The organism is Peribacillus loiseleuriae (genome assembly GCF_001183985.1).
GTDB classification, from domain to species: domain Bacteria; phylum Bacillota; class Bacilli; order Bacillales; family DSM-1321; genus Peribacillus; species Peribacillus loiseleuriae.
In genome coordinates this window covers 186030-205686 of record NZ_LFZW01000002.1, presented here as the reverse complement: position 1 = coordinate 205686, position 19657 = coordinate 186030, and the positions used below count along the sequence as shown (strand labels likewise).

Annotated in this window: 17 protein-coding genes, 5 pseudogenes and 1 other annotated feature; of the genes and pseudogenes, 9 read left to right on the top strand and 13 right to left on the bottom strand. The window is 35.2% G+C overall.

Annotated elements, in window-relative coordinates; genetic code table 11:
- The first annotated feature begins 361 nt into the window (after positions 1-361).
- From AC625_RS28710 to AC625_RS24605, 3 genes are read left to right on the top strand one after another with little or no spacing between them, the layout of a single operon-like run.
- Positions 362-601: a hypothetical protein gene (locus tag AC625_RS28710; protein WP_082191325.1), complete on the top strand. Its 240-nt coding sequence runs from the start codon at positions 362-364 to the stop codon at positions 599-601.
- Positions 570-929, top strand: coding sequence for a P-II family nitrogen regulator (locus tag AC625_RS24610; RefSeq protein WP_049684040.1), 360 nt, complete (start codon positions 570-572; stop codon positions 927-929). Before AC625_RS28710 ends, AC625_RS24610 begins: the two co-directional genes overlap by 32 nt.
- Positions 930-934: 5 nt before the next feature.
- Positions 935-2245, top strand: coding sequence for an ammonium transporter (locus tag AC625_RS24605; RefSeq protein WP_180320170.1), 1311 nt, complete (start codon positions 935-937; stop codon positions 2243-2245).
- A gap of 306 nt (positions 2246-2551) precedes the next feature.
- Here the strand turns inward: AC625_RS24605 and xerS are convergent, their stop codons facing one another.
- The 4 genes from xerS to mntA form a co-directional block, all read right to left on the bottom strand.
- Positions 2552-3685: a tyrosine recombinase XerS gene (xerS, locus tag AC625_RS24600; protein WP_049684039.1), complete on the bottom strand. Its 1134-nt coding sequence runs from the start codon at positions 3683-3685 to the stop codon at positions 2552-2554.
- A gap of 118 nt (positions 3686-3803) precedes the next feature.
- Entirely contained in the window at positions 3804-3962 is a 159-nt protein-coding gene (locus AC625_RS27145; RefSeq protein WP_156187689.1) for a hypothetical protein, read from the bottom strand.
- A gap of 17 nt (positions 3963-3979) precedes the next feature.
- Positions 3980-4384 (bottom strand): type VII toxin-antitoxin system HepT family RNase toxin, encoded by a 405-nt coding sequence (gene hepT / locus AC625_RS24595; protein ID WP_049684038.1) that lies wholly within the window; start codon positions 4382-4384, stop codon positions 3980-3982.
- A complete protein-coding gene (gene mntA / locus AC625_RS24590; RefSeq protein ID WP_049684037.1) occupies positions 4374-4781 on the bottom strand; it encodes a type VII toxin-antitoxin system MntA family adenylyltransferase antitoxin in 408 nt (135 codons plus the stop codon). The genes hepT and mntA overlap by 11 nt, the downstream gene beginning before the upstream one ends.
- A 902-nt stretch (positions 4782-5683) precedes the next feature.
- On the opposite strand from mntA, the pseudogene AC625_RS24585 reads away from it, so the two are divergent.
- A pseudogene (locus AC625_RS24585) lies at positions 5684-6034 on the top strand (sigma factor-like helix-turn-helix DNA-binding protein); the annotation flags it as partial.
- A 476-nt stretch (positions 6035-6510) separates the two neighbouring features.
- On the opposite strand, the gene AC625_RS24580 reads toward AC625_RS24585, so the two are convergent.
- The 5 genes and pseudogenes from AC625_RS24580 to AC625_RS28060 form a co-directional block, all read right to left on the bottom strand.
- Positions 6511-6918 (bottom strand): YbaN family protein, encoded by a 408-nt coding sequence (locus AC625_RS24580; RefSeq protein ID WP_245645130.1) that lies wholly within the window; start codon positions 6916-6918, stop codon positions 6511-6513.
- A gap of 186 nt (positions 6919-7104) precedes the next feature.
- Positions 7105-7656: a GNAT family N-acetyltransferase gene (locus tag AC625_RS24575; protein ID WP_049684036.1), complete on the bottom strand. Its 552-nt coding sequence runs from the start codon at positions 7654-7656 to the stop codon at positions 7105-7107.
- A gap of 288 nt (positions 7657-7944) precedes the next feature.
- Positions 7945-8181: pseudogene (locus AC625_RS28065) on the bottom strand (hypothetical protein); the annotation flags it as partial.
- 267 nt (positions 8182-8448) lie between these two features.
- Complete coding sequence (locus AC625_RS24570) at positions 8449-9807, bottom strand: amino acid permease (RefSeq protein WP_049684035.1); 1359 nt, start codon at positions 9805-9807, stop codon at positions 8449-8451.
- A gap of 59 nt (positions 9808-9866) precedes the next feature.
- Positions 9867-10101, bottom strand: a binding site (T-box leader).
- A gap of 76 nt (positions 10102-10177) precedes the next feature.
- A pseudogene (locus AC625_RS28060) lies at positions 10178-10713 on the bottom strand (transposase); the annotation flags it as partial.
- Between the two features lie 619 nt (positions 10714-11332).
- Here AC625_RS28060 and AC625_RS24555 point away from each other — a divergent pair.
- Entirely contained in the window at positions 11333-11593 is a 261-nt protein-coding gene (locus AC625_RS24555; protein ID WP_180320169.1) for an IS3 family transposase, read from the top strand.
- A 134-nt stretch (positions 11594-11727) separates the two neighbouring features.
- Here the strand turns inward: AC625_RS24555 and AC625_RS26270 are convergent.
- Positions 11728-12706 (bottom strand): annotated as a pseudogene (locus AC625_RS26270) (IS3 family transposase); the annotation flags it as partial.
- Positions 12707-13000: 294 nt separating this feature from the next.
- Between AC625_RS26270 and AC625_RS28055 the strand changes: the two are divergent.
- Positions 13001-13582 (top strand): annotated as a pseudogene (locus AC625_RS28055) (replication-relaxation family protein).
- 756 nt (positions 13583-14338) lie between these two features.
- Here AC625_RS28055 and AC625_RS28305 read toward each other — a convergent pair.
- Positions 14339-14467: a hypothetical protein gene (locus AC625_RS28305; RefSeq protein WP_281177285.1), complete on the bottom strand. Its 129-nt coding sequence runs from the start codon at positions 14465-14467 to the stop codon at positions 14339-14341.
- A gap of 385 nt (positions 14468-14852) precedes the next feature.
- Here AC625_RS28305 and AC625_RS24535 point away from each other — a divergent pair, with 385 nt between their 5' ends.
- Both AC625_RS24535 and rsiV read left to right on the top strand, forming a co-directional pair.
- Entirely contained in the window at positions 14853-15371 is a 519-nt protein-coding gene (locus tag AC625_RS24535) for an RNA polymerase sigma factor SigV (RefSeq protein ID WP_049684031.1), read from the top strand.
- Positions 15364-16251, top strand: coding sequence for an anti-sigma-V factor RsiV (gene rsiV / locus AC625_RS24530; RefSeq protein WP_049684030.1), 888 nt, complete (start codon positions 15364-15366; stop codon positions 16249-16251). The genes AC625_RS24535 and rsiV overlap by 8 nt, the downstream gene beginning before the upstream one ends.
- Positions 16252-16702: 451 nt before the next feature.
- On the opposite strand, the gene solA is transcribed toward rsiV, so the two are convergent.
- Complete coding sequence (gene solA, locus AC625_RS24525) at positions 16703-17830, bottom strand: N-methyl-L-tryptophan oxidase (protein WP_049684029.1); 1128 nt, start codon at positions 17828-17830, stop codon at positions 16703-16705.
- Between the two features lie 777 nt (positions 17831-18607).
- Here solA and AC625_RS27135 point away from each other — a divergent pair.
- The gene (locus AC625_RS27135; protein ID WP_156187687.1) at positions 18608-18763 is read left to right on the top strand and encodes a hypothetical protein; all 156 of its coding nucleotides are present in this window, start codon (positions 18608-18610) and stop codon (positions 18761-18763) included.
- On the opposite strand, the gene AC625_RS24520 is transcribed toward AC625_RS27135, so the two are convergent.
- A complete protein-coding gene (locus AC625_RS24520; RefSeq protein WP_049684027.1) occupies positions 18743-19120 on the bottom strand; it encodes a hypothetical protein in 378 nt (125 codons plus the stop codon). The two genes, AC625_RS27135 and AC625_RS24520, sit on opposite strands and share 21 nt — an antisense overlap.
- Positions 19121-19657: the final 537 nt, after the last annotated feature.

The window sequence follows — 19657 nt, the reverse complement described above, 5'->3', positions numbered from 1 at the left end:
TATAAAATCATGTATAAACGATAAATATAAACAATTCGGAACCCCTTGGTGCTCAAGGGGTTTTATATTTCGGAACTTCCGAAAATTCACTTTATGTTAACTAGATTTGTATAGAGTATTCATTTGATACCTGTGGATCTTGTTCAGTTAACGGGAAGGATAGTTGAATATCATTTGATGTTATTTAAATATTCAAATTATTATTAACTGTACAGTATAAAATAATCTCGAAAATAGATTGATTTTACAAAAAAGTGGTATTGCTCAGATTAATAGTAAAGTTATAAAATAAATGTAAAGAGAAAGACATTTTTTAAAATCCAAAAAGATCAAAATAAAAAGAGATGCTTCTCATTAAGCAATTAAGCAGGGCATATCGATGCTTTGCCAGTTAAAACATCGCAGGTCACAAGCCGGTGACTTGAATACAGGTGATGGAGTAGGGATCCTAGCTGAAATCCCCCATTTGTTTTTTAAAAAGGCTTGTTCACAAGTGAGCATAAAAGATTCAAGAAGCAATCGTTATCATATAGCGTCAGAAAATTTAACATATATAAAAGGTGGTTTAAATGAAAAAAATCGAAGCAATTATAAGACCTGAAAAACTAACTGAAACGATTAAAGGGTTAAAAAATATAGGAATTACAGGCTTTACCGTATCCCAGGTAGTCGGAAGAGGAAAACAGAAAGACAGTCAGGGGGTCTATCGCGGGAAAAATTATAAAGTAACTCTTCGTCCAAAAGTAAAATTGGAGATTGTCCTTTCGGATTATCTGGTTGAGCTAACGATTAAGAAAATTGTTGATTCTGCCCAAACTGGAGAAGATGGTGACGGTAAAATTTACATTTATCCGATTTTAGAAGCCTACAACATTCGAACAGGAAAAGCAGACTATGATATTGATGATTTGGTAAATGGGGAGGACTAACTACCTTGGAACTAATGTATTTAAATACCGTATGGATTGTGTTAGCTGCGGCAATGGTGCTATTTATGGAAGGCGGATTTAGTTTACTGGAATCTGGTTTTGTTAGAACTAAAAATGCTGTCAATGTAACAATGAAGATTTTTGTTGATTTAACGATAGGAGCATTAGTTTTTTGGTTAGTTGGTTTTGGTATTATGTTTGGGAAAGATGCATTTGGAATCATTGGTACTACTTTATTTGGTAGTCCAGAAAAGATCGCTCTTTCCATTGAATTACCTAGTGCGGCCTTTGTACTGTTTCAAATGGGATTTGCAGTAGCTTGTGTCTCGATTGTTTCAGGTGCAGTAGCTGAACGTATGAACTTTAAAGCTTATATTTTAACAGTAGCATTTATTTGTACTATCATTTATCCACTTTCAGGTCATTGGATTTGGAACAGTGATGGTTGGTTAGCAAAATTAGGAATGAGGGATTTTGCAGGTTCGGCTGCTGTTCACGCGGTAGGGGGATTTGCTGCTTTTGCAATGGCAAAACTGTTAGGACCGAGAAAATGTAGATTTAATTCGGATGGAAGTGCCAATGTTTTTGCACCTAGTAATATTCCTTTAGCTTCAGCTGGTGCATTTATTTTATGGTTTGGTTGGTTTGCTTTTAATGCAGGAAGTACGTTAGATGCTTCTAATACAGACCTCGCGTCGATTGCCCTTAATACAATGCTTGCGGGAGCAAGTGGCGGTACAGCTGCCTTGTTCATAACGATGAAAAAGTTCGGGAAAGCAGACCCAAGTATGACGATTAATGGAGTCTTAGCTGGGCTAGTGGCAGTCACAGCTGGATGTGCCTTTGTTTCTCAATGGAGTGCCATTATTATTGGGGTTATAAGTGGTTTGATTGTGATTTATGCTACTTTATTTGTAGACAATGTAAAAGTAGATGACCCAGTGGGAGCTGTGGCAGTTCACGGCTTCAATGGAGTGTTTGGAACGATTGCGGTTGGATTGTTTGATAAGTCTCAAGGTCTTTTGACAACGGGTGACTTCTCCCTTTTAAAAATACAAGTATTAGGTGCAGCAGTAGTCGTTGTTTGGGGACTTATTGGTGGAGTATTTATAGCAAAGGTATGTGAAAAGACTGTTGGCTTCCGAGCAAGTGAACGTGAGGAAGAAGAAGGGTTGGATATGTCCTACCACGGAATTCCAGCATATAACGAATTAGAACGCTTCACAGATATTCCTACAAGTTTGTATGATTTTGAAGAAACAACAGGTATCTCAGTTGCTCCTGCTAGTAGTAATGCTGGTAGTAATAAAGAATGAATTGTTTGACTTTAGTTTAATTCAACGAAGGGTACTTTAGTTCAAGAATTTATGAGACCAATAACCAAAATAATCATTTTTCAATGTAGCGATTTTTTATTCAAGAAACGGGCGCTTTAATGGCATAAGAATCACATAAATGATCAAACTTTTTTATAAATACAAGATTTAAATCTACTAGAAAAGCATCCATTTTGATCAAACCTTTTTTCAAAATGGATGCTTCTTATTTATCGTAAAATACCGGTTTGTGAAGTGCTTTTGATCAAACTTTATTTCAAAGCTACATCTGCAACAAAATGCTCTTTAGCTTTGGGGATGCTCACTATAATTAGTTCTACGCTCTCCTAGCTGTTCCGCCGCTTTTCTTGCTTTTTCCTGTTCTGGATTCGTATAAAGGGCAGCTGTCGTTGTCGAAGTGTGACCTAGCTGAGTCATTAATAAATGGATATCTCCTGACTGCTCCATTAAGTTCGTTCCATACGTATGCCTTAATTTGTGTGGCGACATGGATTTATTTGACTTAAAAGCCTTTGTATATTTCTTTACAAGAGCCTCGATAGCCCGGTTAGATAGAGGTGTTGCAGCATTATTGATCTTAGTCAAAAATACATAGTCCATATCTTCAGTTGACCCATTATAACGTTCTGGCCGTATAGTTAGGTAATCTTTAATGTCCTGCATGGATGGAGGTGATACCGCTACCACATCTTTTTTTCCACCTTTACGTAAAACGTGTATTTGGTTTTCCTCAAAATCGAGATCCAGTAGCCTTAAGTTAGATAACTCATTGACCCGAATACCGCTTCCTAAAAATAAAGATAAAATAGCAAAATCTCGTTCCTTATCTCTGTTAAAATAGATAAATTTTCGAGACTTTTCAGGAAGTTCCTTTTCATAATCATGTTTAACAAAGTTTAGAAATCGAGCATCATCATCATTGTGAAAGATCTTTGTTGAGATTCTAGAAGCACGTGCTCCTAAGGTTTCTTTAACCTTATTTACTTCAATTTTAAGCATGACGTTTCGATAAAAGTAAGGTTCACCTTCATCATTTTCTGTCTGTGTAGTTAAATACTTAAAGAGGGAGCGTAAAGCTGATATTTTTCGATTGATAGACACTTTTTCAGCTTTTTTCGTTTCTTTTTTATTGATGGGAATATTTCTTCGTTCTAAAAACTTAATAAAAGACCGAGCTTCTACTAGTTTCAAATTTTCCAGCACCGAAAGAGAGATCTCTCTAATATGTTCCACTTCTGTAATTCCTTCTGCAATCAACCACTCCAAAAACAATTTATAATCAAGAACATAATTCAAAAGAGTAGAGGGAGATCGGGTATCCATTTTATTATCAACGTATTCAACGATATAGAAAGGCATGGACGTAACCAACTGTTCTAATTTTTGTTCGTGGACTTGATGTTGTCTGGTATTGGCCATAAATTGTCTCCTTTGTCGAAAGTTGTCGTTTATGCGTAAAATTCAATTTTTACGAATAGTTGTTACCATAATTTTTTCACTGTGTATGTATTTAGGAAGGGGCTAATATAGATTTTATTCATTGTACAGGTACTTTAACGTAATCATACATATCCGGATATTTACTTTCTAATTTTTCAATAGCCGCTTCAGCAGATGACAAGGAATTAAAAATATCAGCAACAATAATCGTTTCTTCATTAGAATTTTTCTGGAAAACGCGTATTTTATATTTCATTCTAAAACACCTCTCTGTTACGCCTTTAAAATTTGCTTTGTATAATCGGTAAAATCACTAAGATGGTTATCAATAATTTGTTGTAAAATATCTATATTAATGGTTTGATAATCATGAACGGCAATGTTTCGAAAGCCAACCATAGCTTTTAGCCGTTTCGCGGTACCTTCGTCTATAATAGAGTGTGCTTTTATCATTTCGAATGCATCTCTACTGTTCTGAGGCAATCCCAGACGCTGCTCCGAAACGATATGCATGGCCAAGTCTATACAAGCCTCACAAGCACGTTGAATATTCAGAATAACTGAATCCTGTTTTGTATAATCTTTCAAATTAGATGGGTCACTAGAATAAACCTCTTGAATACGGTTGATACAACGTTCAATTACGCTAATCTTATTTAAAATTACATCATTTTTCATACACAGACCCGCTTTCATTAATATTGTTAAGGATATTCGCACGTTCTTCATTCAGCTTTGCATACATGCTAAGGGCAGTCATTTGCTGATTTTTAAGAAGTGTATCATCCATTGAATAAATGACTTCGCCAGTAGTATAAATTTGGGCCTTAAACACGGTTGATGCTGTTTCAAGATTGACCAGATCTACCTCAATTCTTAGAATATCTGCTAACTCTTGAGCGGCTAGAAAAACCTCATATGTAGTTAGCTTACTTTCTGGACTGTAGAAAGCTACGTCAATATCACTTTCTTTGTGGGTCGTGTTTTTTGCATAAGATCCAAAAACAATAATAAACGTTGGTTTATATTTAGCTATTAGGAATTCTTGAATTTGTTTAAACATTTCTGTTTTCATAATTACACGCTCCCTAATGATAATAAGCTTAGTATACTAAACATTTATTCTCATGTCCATTTATGCGTAAAATGACTATTTTACGCATAAATAAAATTCTTAATAAAAACCTTTAAAATTTCGGTTTCTATACTTATTTCATCCATTATTACTGATGAATCTAAATAAGCGTCTATTGCCCTTTGTCATTTTAAGAAATTCTCTTTTCATTTATCTTCAAGTAATTCAGGATTCACTTTTGGCCATGCTAAACAATCTCCACATATTTCATCTCCGTTCTTAAGCATATACGAATCTCACCTTCGATTCTATGGGAAAAGTAGTTGTATCAAATCATTATAAATCTTATTTTAAAAATATAAATTAAGTAACATTCCATTTATTGATAGTATTTTTGATGATACTTTCCGTGTATGGCATAAACTAAGTTAACGTGAAAAACTCTTCCCATATCAGATATCTAGCTTATTTTACTGCCATCTCGTGCCTTAAAACTAGATTTTCTACCGCTTAAAAATCTAGTATGTCAATATTTCCATTATTCTTCTTAAACTCCAGCTAATAAAAGCTTCAGTGATCTTCAGCAATCCGTCACGTTTATTGAACAGATGTAATGGTTGTTCAAGGTACATCCAACACTTCGGACATTTTGTCCACTAAGTAAAATATGAAAGAGATGGCTCCCCTTCGATCAGTATTGGTAGATTGTCATTTTGGGTAAATCTTATTTTTCTCCTATGGCGGAGTTCGTAGAAAAACGTTTCTATTTTTACTACAACAAGAAAACAGACACTAAAAAGAACATACAAGCTCTCCCCCCATCTAGAAATGATGTTGGTTTATAAACATGTTTGTTTGTTCGTTTATATACGATGTGTTATGATCTAAAGCCATTCTTTAGCATAAGAAATGCTACTTGTCAAAAGCACGGCCCTCTAAATTCGTACGTTTCTCTGGACAAGCCCCTTTATGATGAAGAATCCAACTATACGCTTATGGATATGATATCCGGAGAAGAAATAACGAACCCGGAAGCATTAATCATTAATCAAGAAAAAGCTAATGATATAGTTCTTAAAATAGACGAATTACTTAGTGATTTGGAAAGAAGAGTGTTGACGTTATATACGGATGAACAATCATATGTGGAATTTTCCGAAGAACTAAACACGCATGTAAAGTCGATTGATAATGCTCTCCAACGAGTAAAAAGAAAACTTGAACAGCATTTAAGGATAAGAATGGCAATCTGATAACCTCGTTTAATTTCCCCCAATTAATATATAGTTCCGTTTGTTTTAGTGAAAATTGAAAACGTTGTTAATTCCGACCACAGAAATTGATTGGAAGGCCAAAGCAGTTTCTGTGGTTTTTTCATTGCCCATTGCAGACAAGGAAATTGTACTTTACTTATTCCGCAATCAGGCGCTTTAATTGAAGATGGATTACGGAAATGATCAGACTTAAAAAAGTCTAGAATTATTTCATCCGAATAAACCTCTTATATGCGCATGTCTTTATAACCTTATTATTAATTATGATTATAGTCATATACATTAAAATAGTTTTCAATATATATGTTATAAACCCCAACATTAATAATTGTATTACATAAAATATACATACTATATGTATGTAACCCACAGCGTATTCCTAATGATATCTTGACTACCCAATGGTAGTAGAGGTAGCATCAGGAAAATGCGGATTTACAACGTTAAGAAAATTTTCAAGAAGCTCTTTGTTTGGTCCTGTTTCGGTCAATTGTCTTAATTTTTTTAATGAAATAATAATGTTTGTAGAGGGCGCTCACTACCAACAGGATTTTCACTAAAAGGATGTCCACATAAAATACAGAAATTACGATGAAGAAATCGGCAACTAAATTGATTCTGATTTTCTCTTTTCGAGTCATCCCTTTTTTTTGTAGGAATGCTTCAACGTATTTCTCATATAATGAGGTGCTCTTGAACCAGTTTTCAATCGACTTGGAACTTTTTGCAAAGCAAAAAGCAGCGAATAAGTAAAACGGGCCGCCCGGAAGAACAGGTAACACAGTCCCTGCAACACCAATCACAAGGGATACGAGTCCAAGAAACAAAAACAGGATACTTTTTACTTTTTTAATTGTAATCACCTTTTTTATTTATATTCTATTCCCTTATAACGTACAAAGGAAGTCCAATTGATTCAACATCACTGATTAGTATCTTACCATTATCTTATTGAACTAACCTAGCCCTTTAGTTCAATAAGATAAGAAAAGGAGTTGCCGCAGCAACTCCTACTTGAATTCAAGCACCCTTTAATTTAACAAGAACTCTTATTTAAGGATTGAAAATATCTTGGTATCCTTAAACTCTCCTTTAATAAATTCATTTTTTCTTAGAATACCTTCATAACACATACCAATTTTTAACATTACTTTCTCGGAACCAATATTATCAATACCACATCTGCCTTGAATACGATTTAATTGAATTGTTTCAAATCCAAATCTGATTAACTCATTAATTGCTTCAGTTGCAATACCTAATCCCCAATAGTTCCGATTCAGCACATAACCTATTTCTGCATTACTGTGTTCATTTGACCACTCAATAAAAGAACACGTCCCGATTACTTTACTGCTTTCTTTATGAACTATCGCTAAGGCACCAGTTTGACCTTTCTCATAATTTTCGATAACAACGTTAACAAAATTATTGAGTGTCTCTTCTTTAGATTTATTAGCTCCCCAAGTCGTATGATAAGCAACTTCAGGGTCTGAAGAAAACTCAAATATATCCTCAAGGTCATTTAACTCAATTTTTCTTAAAATAAGACGATCTGTTTCAAAATTAGGTATAGTTTTTAAAAACGCCTCTATTTTCATATTACTGAACTTAATCCAGTCAGCCCTAATCCATAGACTTATTAATTATCGCTCTCCTCTTTTTTCAACAATTGAGCAGGGCCTTCTTAAGTATTGTCGTTTTTCTAATCTTGAAGAAACTTATTTTCATAGTAGTTCTATAAGAAGTAAACAACTTTATTGTCATTTAACACGTCCAAACTTTTCATGAGGTGAATGTCAGTTATGCTGCCCACAGGGTTCTTACCCGAAGTTTAGTTGCGTGACTGACTAATCCGTGCTTCAATTGTCCAATAACCATTGATATCATTACGGCTCTTGAATCCTATCTAAACAAGAGTATGCGACTGCTTCAGCTTCTTGATAGCCCACCATATGTGGGATATCCTTCAACATCTTTTCTTCCTGAAATTCAAATTGTTTTTTGCCGATGACAAATAATATACGAATGAGGTTATTACACAAAGCAATAATGGACTGCATCTTTTTTAAAGGGTTGCCAGGTCACTGCGTATAATACGCGTGAAGTGCTTTAAATGAAGAATTGGTTTCATGATTCTTTTTGTATCGTCATATCACGAAATGTCAAGTTGTTTTCACATAACTAATATTCTTTGAAATTTCTCCGGGTCAAAGAAGGCAAAACGCAAAAATTTCGCGATATGTATACGCCATGCACACCAGGTTAACATAACACTGGTTCATAGAAGTATTTACCAATAAGAAAAAGCTGCCCTGTAAAGGCAACTCTATAGTTTAAGTACAATACTTCACAATCTTTTTTCACGAATGAAAAAGCGTTTAGATGACTTTCTATTTAACTTCATCTTCATGAAAGCGACCTTTATATATATAAGTTAACGTAATAAAGATATAAATGGATAACGTAATACCTGTTACGATAATAGATGTTGTGAAAATAATACCAATAAGGATCGCGCTTAAAGTAATAATAGCTGCCCAAGTTGTATAGGGGAACCATTTTACTGCATAGGTACTTGTTTTTTCTGGCTGTATTTTTCGCGATTTCAAATGGGCAATCGCAATGATTAACCAAATAAATAATACGGTATATCCTAGTGAACCCATTAGGAATTCAAAGGTCTTACTTCCCGCAAATAAAGAAATGATTACGCCCATATATAAAGCTAACGTACACATCAATATAGCATACACAGGAACTTTATTTTTTGATAAATGTGCAAAGATTTTAGGAATACGTCCGTCCACAGCTTGTGTATACAGTACCCGTGATGAGCCATATAAGCCCGAGTTCATGGATGAAACAATTGCGAGTATAACAACTGCATTCATAATATGGTCAGCACCTGGGATCCCGATCATTTTAAATACCATTACAAACGGACTCTCTGATACCCCGTTTACTTCATTCCAAGGAATTAAGCTAATGATAATAAAGAAAGGCAGTAAATAGAATGTAATAATTCGTACTAATGTACTGCGAACAGCTTTTGGCACTGCTTTTTCAGGGTTTTTTGTTTCAGCTAACGTAATACCAATAATTTCAGTGCCCCCATAAGAATAGATCACAACAAGCATTGCAGCAATTAAGCCTGTCGGCCCATTCGGTAAGAACCCACCGTGATCCGTTAAGTTAGAAAAACCAACAGCTGTGTGATTACCAAATGTTACAAGCAACAATGCCAATCCAGCTATGATAAACACCACAATAACGGCAATTTTAATTAACGCAAGCCAGTATTCCGTTTCTGCAAAAACTTTTACGGACAACAAGTTAACGACTGTAACTAATATGGAAACGGATAATGCAAGTATCCAAATCGGATAATCTGGCAACCAATATTGAAGAAATATTGCCGCAACTACTGATTCAGCTGCAATATTTAAAACCCACATCTTCCAATAAATCCAATCTAGAAAATAAGCGGGGTATTTTCCTAGAATCGATTGAACTAAATCTCTAAAGGTTCTTGCATCACTATTGCGGACTGCCATTTCTGCTAGACCTTGCATAACAAATAACAGAATAATACCACCTATTAAGTACGCAATAAGTACTGATGGACCTGCCATATCAATGGCTGCGCTGCTTCCTTTAAATAATCCTGCACCAATGGCACCACCTAATGCCATCATCATAATATGACGTGAGGTCATTGTTCTCTGTAAGTTCTGGTTGTCATTTTCCATTTTCTTACCTCCTAAAATTAAAAAAAGGCATATCGTCTCTTCTTTCATCTGATGATGAAAGAAGAGACGATATGCCTTAAGCAAACCGCGGTACCACTCTAATTGGTTCTTCATGAACCCTACTTAAAAACCTGGTAACGAAGGTTAATCGTTAAAACAAATAGAATAGTCCGCCAACTCTATTTGTTTTACCACTCCTAGGCAAGTTCAAAGTATTATTGGACTGCGTTGCACCAACCCGCAGCTCTCTCCACCAAATAATGAACTTTTACTACTCCTAATCTTTGCGTTTCATAAAATTATATCCAAAAAACTTTAACTGTTATCCCACATCATACGGTCCTGTTTTAATTGTGTCAATCTTTTATTTTAAAATAACTTTCAAATTGTCATAGAGAATCTGCTCTGGTAGACCGTTAAAGTACGCGAAGGCATTCATGTGGCATTTCATCAGTGTTTCTAATTTCATATCTGTTGTACACTCTACATATTTCATTCTGGAATAACTTCAAATCATGATGAATGCACAAACTTTTTGAAGCTTACCATCTACTTCATACCTACATCCGCCCAATCCATCTGAGCTTGTTTTTTTGGTTGAATCCGATAGGGTTTTACAAACTCTCGGAGGATCGTTGTTTTCCCCTCGTATCCCATGGCTTGAATTTCCTCAAAAAGAACCATACAAATTGTCGTTCCTTATAGAATTCTTTGAAGAAGATAAGGCTTAAGTGCTTCTAATTTACTCTACCTACCCTTACATTTAGGTGATTGAGATACTTGATCTTTATTTATGTATTTACTTACTGTTTTACGATCAAACCCTGTCTCTTGAGCTATAGCTATTTTTGTCCATCCTTTTTGATGTAATTCTCTTATCATAAATAATTCCCCAGTCTTCAGCATCGTCTCAAATACTCCAACTCTCTTATGAGCCATTTAAACAGTATGCATCCGATTTTGTCTTTAAATTTGTTTACACTTTGGGTGTTATCTGTGATGCAGTAATAGTTGTAATAACCTATTAGTGAGCGTTTAAATCTATCCATAATCATATGAATATCTTTATTTCTATTATTCTTCAACCATTCTTTTGATTCCTTTAGTTTGCCTTGGACTTTCTTCCTACTTGATTTCCTTTTCACTCGAAAGTTTCCTTGTTTACTCTTCCCACAATAGTGTGTAAAACCTAAGAAATCAAAGGTTGCAGGTTTTTTATTTCCCTTTTGTTTTGCATCTTTCTTCGCAAACCTTCCAATGGGAATAACTTTAGTTTTATCCTCAGCTATTTCTAGGTTAAACTTCTTTAGCCTATTTACTTCAGTGAATGGCGAGGAAAATAGGCTAACACCACAGGATATAACTGAAATCCCAAAAGAGAATCTTCGAATGAAACAGGAAATTGAAATCTTAAAAAAGGCTACGGCCATATTCGCCAGAAGTAACCGATACCGAGCTAACAAACTTGATTCACGATCAAAAAAAAGAGGTGTTTTCCATCCAGGTCATGTGTGAAGTACTAAGCATGCCAAGAAGCACGTATGATCAGTCCTTGATTAAAACAGAATCAGCACGTGACCGGGAAAATCGACTGCTTCTTGAACAGATTCCGTTGATCCACATCGAGAGTAAAGGCCGATATGGAGCAATTAAGATTCATTTCCTTCTATCCATTTTAAAGAAAGAAGAGGTCCATCACATGACCTACTTACATTTCGAATCAGCGAACGCAGCCCTATTTCAGTTTATTGAAGGCTGGTACAACCGTCGACGTATTCACAGTTAACTAAACTATCAAACACCTCAAGAAGTGGAAGATTAATATCATCAATCCTCATGAAAAGTTAACTTATTTGTGTCCAAGATATTGACTCAAGTCCAGATTGAAGTGACCCCAAAAAGTTAGACACGGTTATTTCATTAGGTAGCTTGTTGGGCATAGGTTTGGTATTGTATCGGACTCATACCTTTAATGTTGCCTTAATTCGTTGATTGTTATAATACTTTATGTATTTCTCCAGTTCTAGTTTAAAATGTTCCACACTCTCGAATTCTTTGAAATATAGAAACTCTGATTTCATAATGCCAAAAAAATTCTCCATAACGGAATTATCGTAACAGTTGCCTTTACGGGACATGCTTTGTGTAATACCTCGCTCTTTTAAAGAGTGGCAATACTATTTCATTTAATAGTGCCAGCCCTGATCGGAATGCATGAGAAGCTCATCCTCTTCAGATAAGCGTTCAAACGCCTTTTCTAACATCTCTAAAACAAGGGAGTAGGTAAGTCTAAATCCGATTGTATAGGTAATGATTTCACCGTTAAATAAATCTAAAACAGGCGATACATAGAGTTTCTCCCCGAATCATTTAAACTCTGTAATGTCTGTTACCCACTTCTGATTTGGCTTTTCTGCTTTAAATGGACAATCTAAAATGTTTGGTGCAATCTTGCCAACCTTTCCTTTATACGAACGATATTTCTTCATTCGGACAAGACATTTTAATCCTAGTTCTTTCATGATTCGTTGAACTTTTTTGTGATCGACTCTTTGTCCACGATTTTCCAATTCGTCACGAATACGCAATAACCATAGCGTCCTTCATGTTCGTTATAGATGGATTGAATTAATTTTTTTTAGTGCCGTATCTGGATCAGGCTTTCCATACTGCTTCATCCAATAATAATATGTACTTCGTGGAATTCCTGCTAGCTTCACTAATTCTTTCACCGAAAATTTATGCCTTAGTTCATAGACTACTTGTGCTTTGTCTTGTTTGGTGATTTTTCCTTTCTTTGAACTAAAGCATTCAACTTTTTTAAATAGGCATTCTCCATTTTTAAACGTTCATTTTCCTCTAAAAATGCTTCTTGTGAACCTTCTACTGGTTGTTTCTTCTTACGTATTTTTTCACCAATGGACGCCCCTTGTTCTTCTAAAACCATTTGCCACTGTGAAATCGTCGCAGGTGCTGGAAGTGAGAAATTGAAGGCGATTGGGAGAATGTTGCTAAAGTTGCAAGGTCAAGATAGATTAAAAGAAATACAGGCTCCATACTTAGCTTTGGACGAGGCGAAAAGCATTTCAGAGCAATAAAGTTCACCTTTCACTAAGAAACCGTTTAAAGAGCCTTCTAAGCATTCTGACGATGATTCACAAATTATCGATGCCATATTCGAGGTGTTGGACTAATGAGAAAACGAGATTTGAACATTTTAGCCGACCTGACGCGTTTTCGTTGCATGACAAGGGATGATATTATCGCTCTGCATTTCGAAAGGACTTCGAAACGCCATAACATGCTGTAATACGGTTCTGAAGAGGTTGCGAAGAGATGACCAAATCGAAGTAAATACGACCCAGCAACCATATATCTATTTCCCTTCACCCGCTCCTATAAAAAAGACTCTGCTAAAATTCCGCATTTCCTTAAAATTGTTGATTTCTATAAGTCACTTGGCAAAATTGCCGAGCCAGAATCCTTCATAGTCGAACCTAAATAAAGAAAAGGCTACATGGAACCAGATGCCTTCATGATCTGGAAACGTACGCCATTCTTCGTGGAGATTCAGCGATCAGTCTATTCCGAAAAGGCTATGAATGAGAAATTTATGCGCTATGGCTCATATTACATGAGCAACGAATGGTAACAAGAATCATGGCAGCCGGCAGACAAAAAGGTTTTCCCTAAAATCATCCTGATTACAGATGCCCGATATAATTTCCCGCGTCATTCTGGTGTCCAGTTCTTTCAAGTGCAGGATATAAAATAGTTTTTAACCTTCGCTACAAGAGGAGTAAAAGTAAAGAAATCCCCTCTAAAAATGGAAGGGGTCCAGATAAATAATGGATAAATATCAGTTATTAACTGTCCTTTTGGGAAGGAAATTAAAGCTAAGATTTCTTTATTGAAATGATCTTGTTTTGAAGCTCCCCACACACATCCTTTAAAGAGCTTTTTAGTGTGTGTGTCGTGGGGTGTGTGTGGCCACATATACAAAAACATTGTTGCATTGCCTCTTGAACAGGTACCAGCAAGCCCTATTAATATCCAATCTGTATGTCCATTTCGAGTCAAAGTGGTCCTCTGAATTTAGGCATGGCAATTTGACTCAAGATGGTATTGTTTTTTTGAAATATAGGCGCTGTTTTTTGTACCTATTACGTGTACACATCATAAAAAAAATAGGATTCCTCAATTTTCAGGTCTCCTTTTCTTAATCAATACAAGTTGCTTTTGTAAGCCAAAAAAACAAGATTTCCCCTAAAATCATCCTGATTACCGATAACTGGTATAATTTCCCTTATCGTTCCGGTGTCCAATTCTTTCAAGTGCAGGATATAAAACAGTTCTTAGTGTTGGCTGCGAATAAATAAAAAATAGTTGTTCAATAGTTTCAAAACTTATAAGTATTGACACCGTTCCCTTTAGCGAAATTAAAAAAGCCGATGTATTTAAATCGACTTTTGACTTTATCTTATTCAATTAAAGCATCCATTACTTTAAGCACAATAAATCACAATCTATATTATTTCTTTTTTGATTCATAAGCTTTAACAAATTTAGCTAACCAATACAACGCATAGTATGAAACAGCATCTCCCGGTACGATGGACGTATCAACTAAAGGAGGTGCTTTTCTTAAGCTAACAAACAAGCTTAATCGTCCCCGTGACACTAGATTCTATTACTAACGAATTTTCATCCACAAATTCATCGCCATTTTCCTCTGACCCAAGCTACATCATTAAAACAGCTAATGCTGAAAATTCCTTCTTCAATGGCGTAGATGAGCACATCATCCAAACGGTCATGGAGGAGTTGAATATTCGATGAAACATGATTTTACCAGTTTACAAAATATCTACATCATTTGTGGCATTTTATATAAATATCTTTATAAAGGAAAGTATAAATAATTAATTGACTTTTAATAAAACATATTGCGGTAAGTTTTTTTTAATGCTATCAACTTTTTCTCCCTTTCACACGTCTAGTAGTGGTATACAATTTGAAAATGTTAAAAAGGAGCTTCTTTGGACATGAAAACAAGAAATGCATTTAAACATGAAGAGGTGTTTGTCCAGTATATTTGTGAACAGAAAGAACGTTTTTATTTGCTCGCGTATAGCTATACGAAAAATGAACAGGACGCACTTGATGTTGTACAAGACAGTATTCAAAAAGCGATGCTTTCTCTCGATCGACTAGAAAATGTCGAGTCTATGAAAAGCTGGTTCTACAAAATTGTCGTACGTACAGCCATTGATTTTTTACGTAAGCATAAACGCTTACAGGTGACAGACGATGATACATTGCAATATTTAACACCTGCACAAGAGGATGTCTACGAAAACATTGATTTAGAACATGCGTTAGACGAATTACCTCAAACGTATCGTGAAGTTGTCATTTTACACTTTTTTGAAGATTTAAAGCTCGCTGATGTGGCCAATATCCTTAACATTAAGATGAGTACAGCCAAATCACGCCTTTATAGAGCCTTAAAACTCTTAAAAATACACTTGCATGACGTGAAGGGAGAAACAGCACATGAATGAAAAATTAAAAGAATTAGAAAAACAATATAATGAAGTACCTATTCCAAAGGAGCTTGATTTTGTAGTTAAAAACGCACTAAGACAAGGTAAGAAGAAGAAAAAACGATCATTACAATGGTTACTTGGATCTGCGGCTGCGGCTGCAATGCTTTTTACAGCGGGTCTAAATGTCAGTCCTGCAATGGCACGAACACTTTCTGAAATCCCTTTAGTTGGAAGCGTCGTAAAAGTTTTAACATGGATTGAATATGAAGTAGCAGAAGACACATATGATGCTACTATTAAAGTACCTTCTATTGAAAACCTAGAAAATAAGGATCTTTCAAAGACATTAAATGAAAAATATCGTTCAGAAGGTAAAGCACTTTATGATAGCTTTATTGATGAAGTAAGTGATTTAAAGGAAAATGGAGGTGGTCATGTAGGTGTAGATAGCGGCTATGACATTAAAACAGACAATGACCAAATCTTATCGATTGGCCGTTATATCGTCAATACAGTTGGATCGTCTTCTACAGTTATGCATTACGACACAATTGATAAACAAAATGAGATTTTAATTACACTACCAATGCTATTTAAAGACGATAGTTATATTAAAACGATCAGTGAAAACATTATTGAACAAATGCATGAACAAGCTGCAGCCGACTCAGATAAAGTGTACTGGGTAAAAGGAGGAAGTCTCCCTGATGAAGAAGTTATAGATGGATTTACAACTATTAAAGCTGAACAACAATTCTATATTTCTGATAAAGGTAAACTTGTTATTTCCTTCGATAAATACGAAGTAGCACCTGGCTATATGGGTATAGTAGAATTCGAAATCCCAACCGAGGTCCTAAAAAATGATCTTGTGAGTTCTAAATATATTCATTAATTGTTTTGTTATAAGATATAGTTCCAAAATACGTGGTATTTGACGATTAAATTGTCAAATACCTCACTTTTTTTATTTACGAGATTACCTCTTTGATTCTTCTTACAGGTGGAATTTGTTACGGTGGCTTCTGCTAATGAATAAGTAACAAAAAGGACGGCCGTCATAGGCCGTCCTTCTTTAAATTATAGATGATTATTAAACCTACTCCTTAGTTGAATAAGGAGTTTTTTTGAATGTATGATTTTAGTTATTTTCGTACATTGAAAAGAGTACCTTAAGACACTTAACATAATCACCCTTATAGGCATTGAAAAAGGATCTCCCAGTGAAAATCCTTTTAGCTGCTTGCTTAATTAAAGCGCCCTTTAATGGAATAACTAACATATAGATTCAGTCCTATAATCACTTAATTCTTCTTCGACAAACGCACTTCATTAGCTAAAGATGTTTATTTAAATCGATTGATTGAAAAAGGAGAAATGTTTTGTTCTGTCTTCCCTGAAATAATCAATTCACTTAAAATCTGTCCAACTACACTGCTAAATTTAAAGCCATGACCTGAGAAGCCTGATGCAATGGCAACGTTTGAATAGTTAGGATGCAAATCGATAATGAAATCTTCATCAGGAGTCAGTGTATACATACAGGTTTTACCGTACTTCAATTGTTGTGTAAAAGGCATATAGTGATGTAAAAATTGTCTTAAATCTGTCTCGTCTTTCTCTAGTTCTCCAAATCCCAGGATGGCATCATCTGGATTGATTGTTTCTCCTCCATCATGTCGGCCTACTTTTAATCCGGAACCATTGATGCTTGGAAAACCATAATAATGTCCTTGAGATGTCTCAAACGAAAAGGCTGGAAAATCCTTATGTTTATACAAATCTTCATTGACATCAAACCAAGCAAATGTTTTTCTTACTGGATTTAGAGGGAGATCTAAATCTAACATGGAAAGGAGACTTCCTGACCATGCTCCTGCTGAAACCACTAATGCATCAGCATTAAAAGTTTGACCTTCGGTTTTGATGGTAACTCTTTTATCATGAACGGATAATTCTCTCACTTTGCTATTGGTTAAGATGGTAGCTCCGTGTCGCTCTGCAAGTTCTCGATAGGCTTCAATGCATTCCTCACATTTCAGCACTCCTGATGTTGGTTCAAAGCACCCAATATACTTGTTCGGTAAAGTGATGCCCGGCCAACGCTTATTCACTTCATTTGAATCTAAAACCTCAAGTGGCAATGAATAAGCTTTTGAACTTGAGATGATATTCTTGATAAAATCCGTTTTTTCACGGCCCACGTTTAGAACTCCGGTTGGGAGAAATAATTGTTTTCTCGTCACTTTCTCTAATTCGTTCCATAATTCTTGAGCCTTGAGCGCCAAGGGAACGTATTCTTCACCTTCACCATACGCATGCCGAATGATTCTCGTGTCACCGTGATGACTCCCTTTGTTATGGGGCGGGCTAAAGGAATCTACTAATAAAGTTCTTTTCCCACTCTTTGATAAAAAATAACCTGCCGCCATCCCCATCGAACCTGCTCCAATTACAATTACGTCATAATGCATAGTACGTTCCCCCCCTCGTAAATAAATACCCCTACAACTAAAGTCTTAAGTATTGGGTAATATTCTCTTATTTTAACTAATATTCTAGCACTTAACAATCACGCTAACCTGCTTCGTTTAGCTCAAGTACAAACCTCACAAACTCATCGATAAATATCCAATTTTCTTTTAAAATGCTCCTCCACAGGGCCCTTTAATTGAACAAGGTTTCTAAGGGAAACATGAATACTTTATACAAATATAGTTAACATAAAGTAACTTATCGGTACTGAAAAAGGATCTTCGACTGGAAGATCCTTTTAGCTGCTTGTTTAATTAAAGCGCCCAATTGTGGAAAATTCATTATATTTGAAGTGGTTTTTTATAGGAAAATTTTACAATAATCAAATTAAGTGATGAGAATATACCATAACCTATTATTACCCCGATTGTATTTGGAGTATGGTAACGATTCTGGATTTCAGAGGTCGCCGTGGAATTAAATTCCATTTGAACAATTTTGATAAGTGTATTTGAGAAGCTTTACAGCCTTAAAAATCAATAGATCGTTACCTTCTCAATAGGGTACACTCATTTGATAACTCTAGAGAAACAATAAATATTCAGCAAAACCCTGTTTATAGTTAATGTTTTAGATGTGGCCCCTCATTCCTCGAATCGTTTCCTTCCCCCCTTTAGGTGTCGGATTTTTCGTGTTGCCATTAAGGCAACCAAAATCAAGTCTCTAAAAATGGATTCCCATTGAATACTGCATAGAAAATATAAGGGAGATTGAGGATGGATAGGAGAGTAGAAAAGATTGAAAGGAAAGGTAGTTATGGGATGAAGGAGAAAATTAGGGCTGTTTTTGATACGGATACTTTAGTCGAAGAAGCCATATCAAAGACACTTTTTGAAGTTTTCACTAAACAGTTAATCATGGATTCGTGTTAATTCCCTGTGTACTAAACGATGACTTGGATTAAGGTTTCCTGATGCATCCTTTCCAAATACTCCAATTAAAACAGCATTTTTATCTTCGCTTTTATGGATTTTGATTACTACTTCAAATACAAGCGTGTTTGTTAAAGTTGCTGTGAATTTTTGAGTGTTAGGGGGAATTGTTAAAGTGGTTGAGTCTATCAAAACTTTAGTTCCTACACCTTGTAAACTAAATACTTTAATGTCAGCAGTAATAGTTGTGTGTTTATGGTTATTCAAAATATTAGTAGTTACAGTTTTAGATTGGGTTGGAGGACCGACAAGATCAGTTTCATTATTAAGTGGACCAGTAGAGTAAACTAGTGACATAGTATCCACCTCCTTTACATTGGAATGTAATATAATATGTCAAATTCGTTTATTTTGAAATGGACAGGTTATATAGTCTTTCAATTGAATTTTATTTTCTACTCCAAAAAAGGTAAACCTTCCCCACCCTTATATAAAAAAAACTTAATTTCGCTTAAAATAATATATATTTACACCTTTTTTTAATATATGCAATGGCAGACATCCAGCACAATTACTCATTTTGCTAAGATAGAATTCGATTTATAGTAAAAATCTAGAATGAATACTCTATACAAACCTAGTTAACATAATGTCAATTATCAGTACTGAAAAAGGATCTTCGGTTTTGTTATTATCCCCTTATAGTGGACAGTAAAAAGAAAGGATTATACTGTCTTCTATGGAGGGGATAATAACAACGTGAAGATCCTTCCCATCCCCTTATAGTGGACAGTAAAAAGAAAGGATTATACTGTCTTCTATGGAGGGGATAATAACAACTTGAAAATCCTTTTTTATTCTCAATTTTCTTTTTTTTGTTGTTTTGTCTCTCAG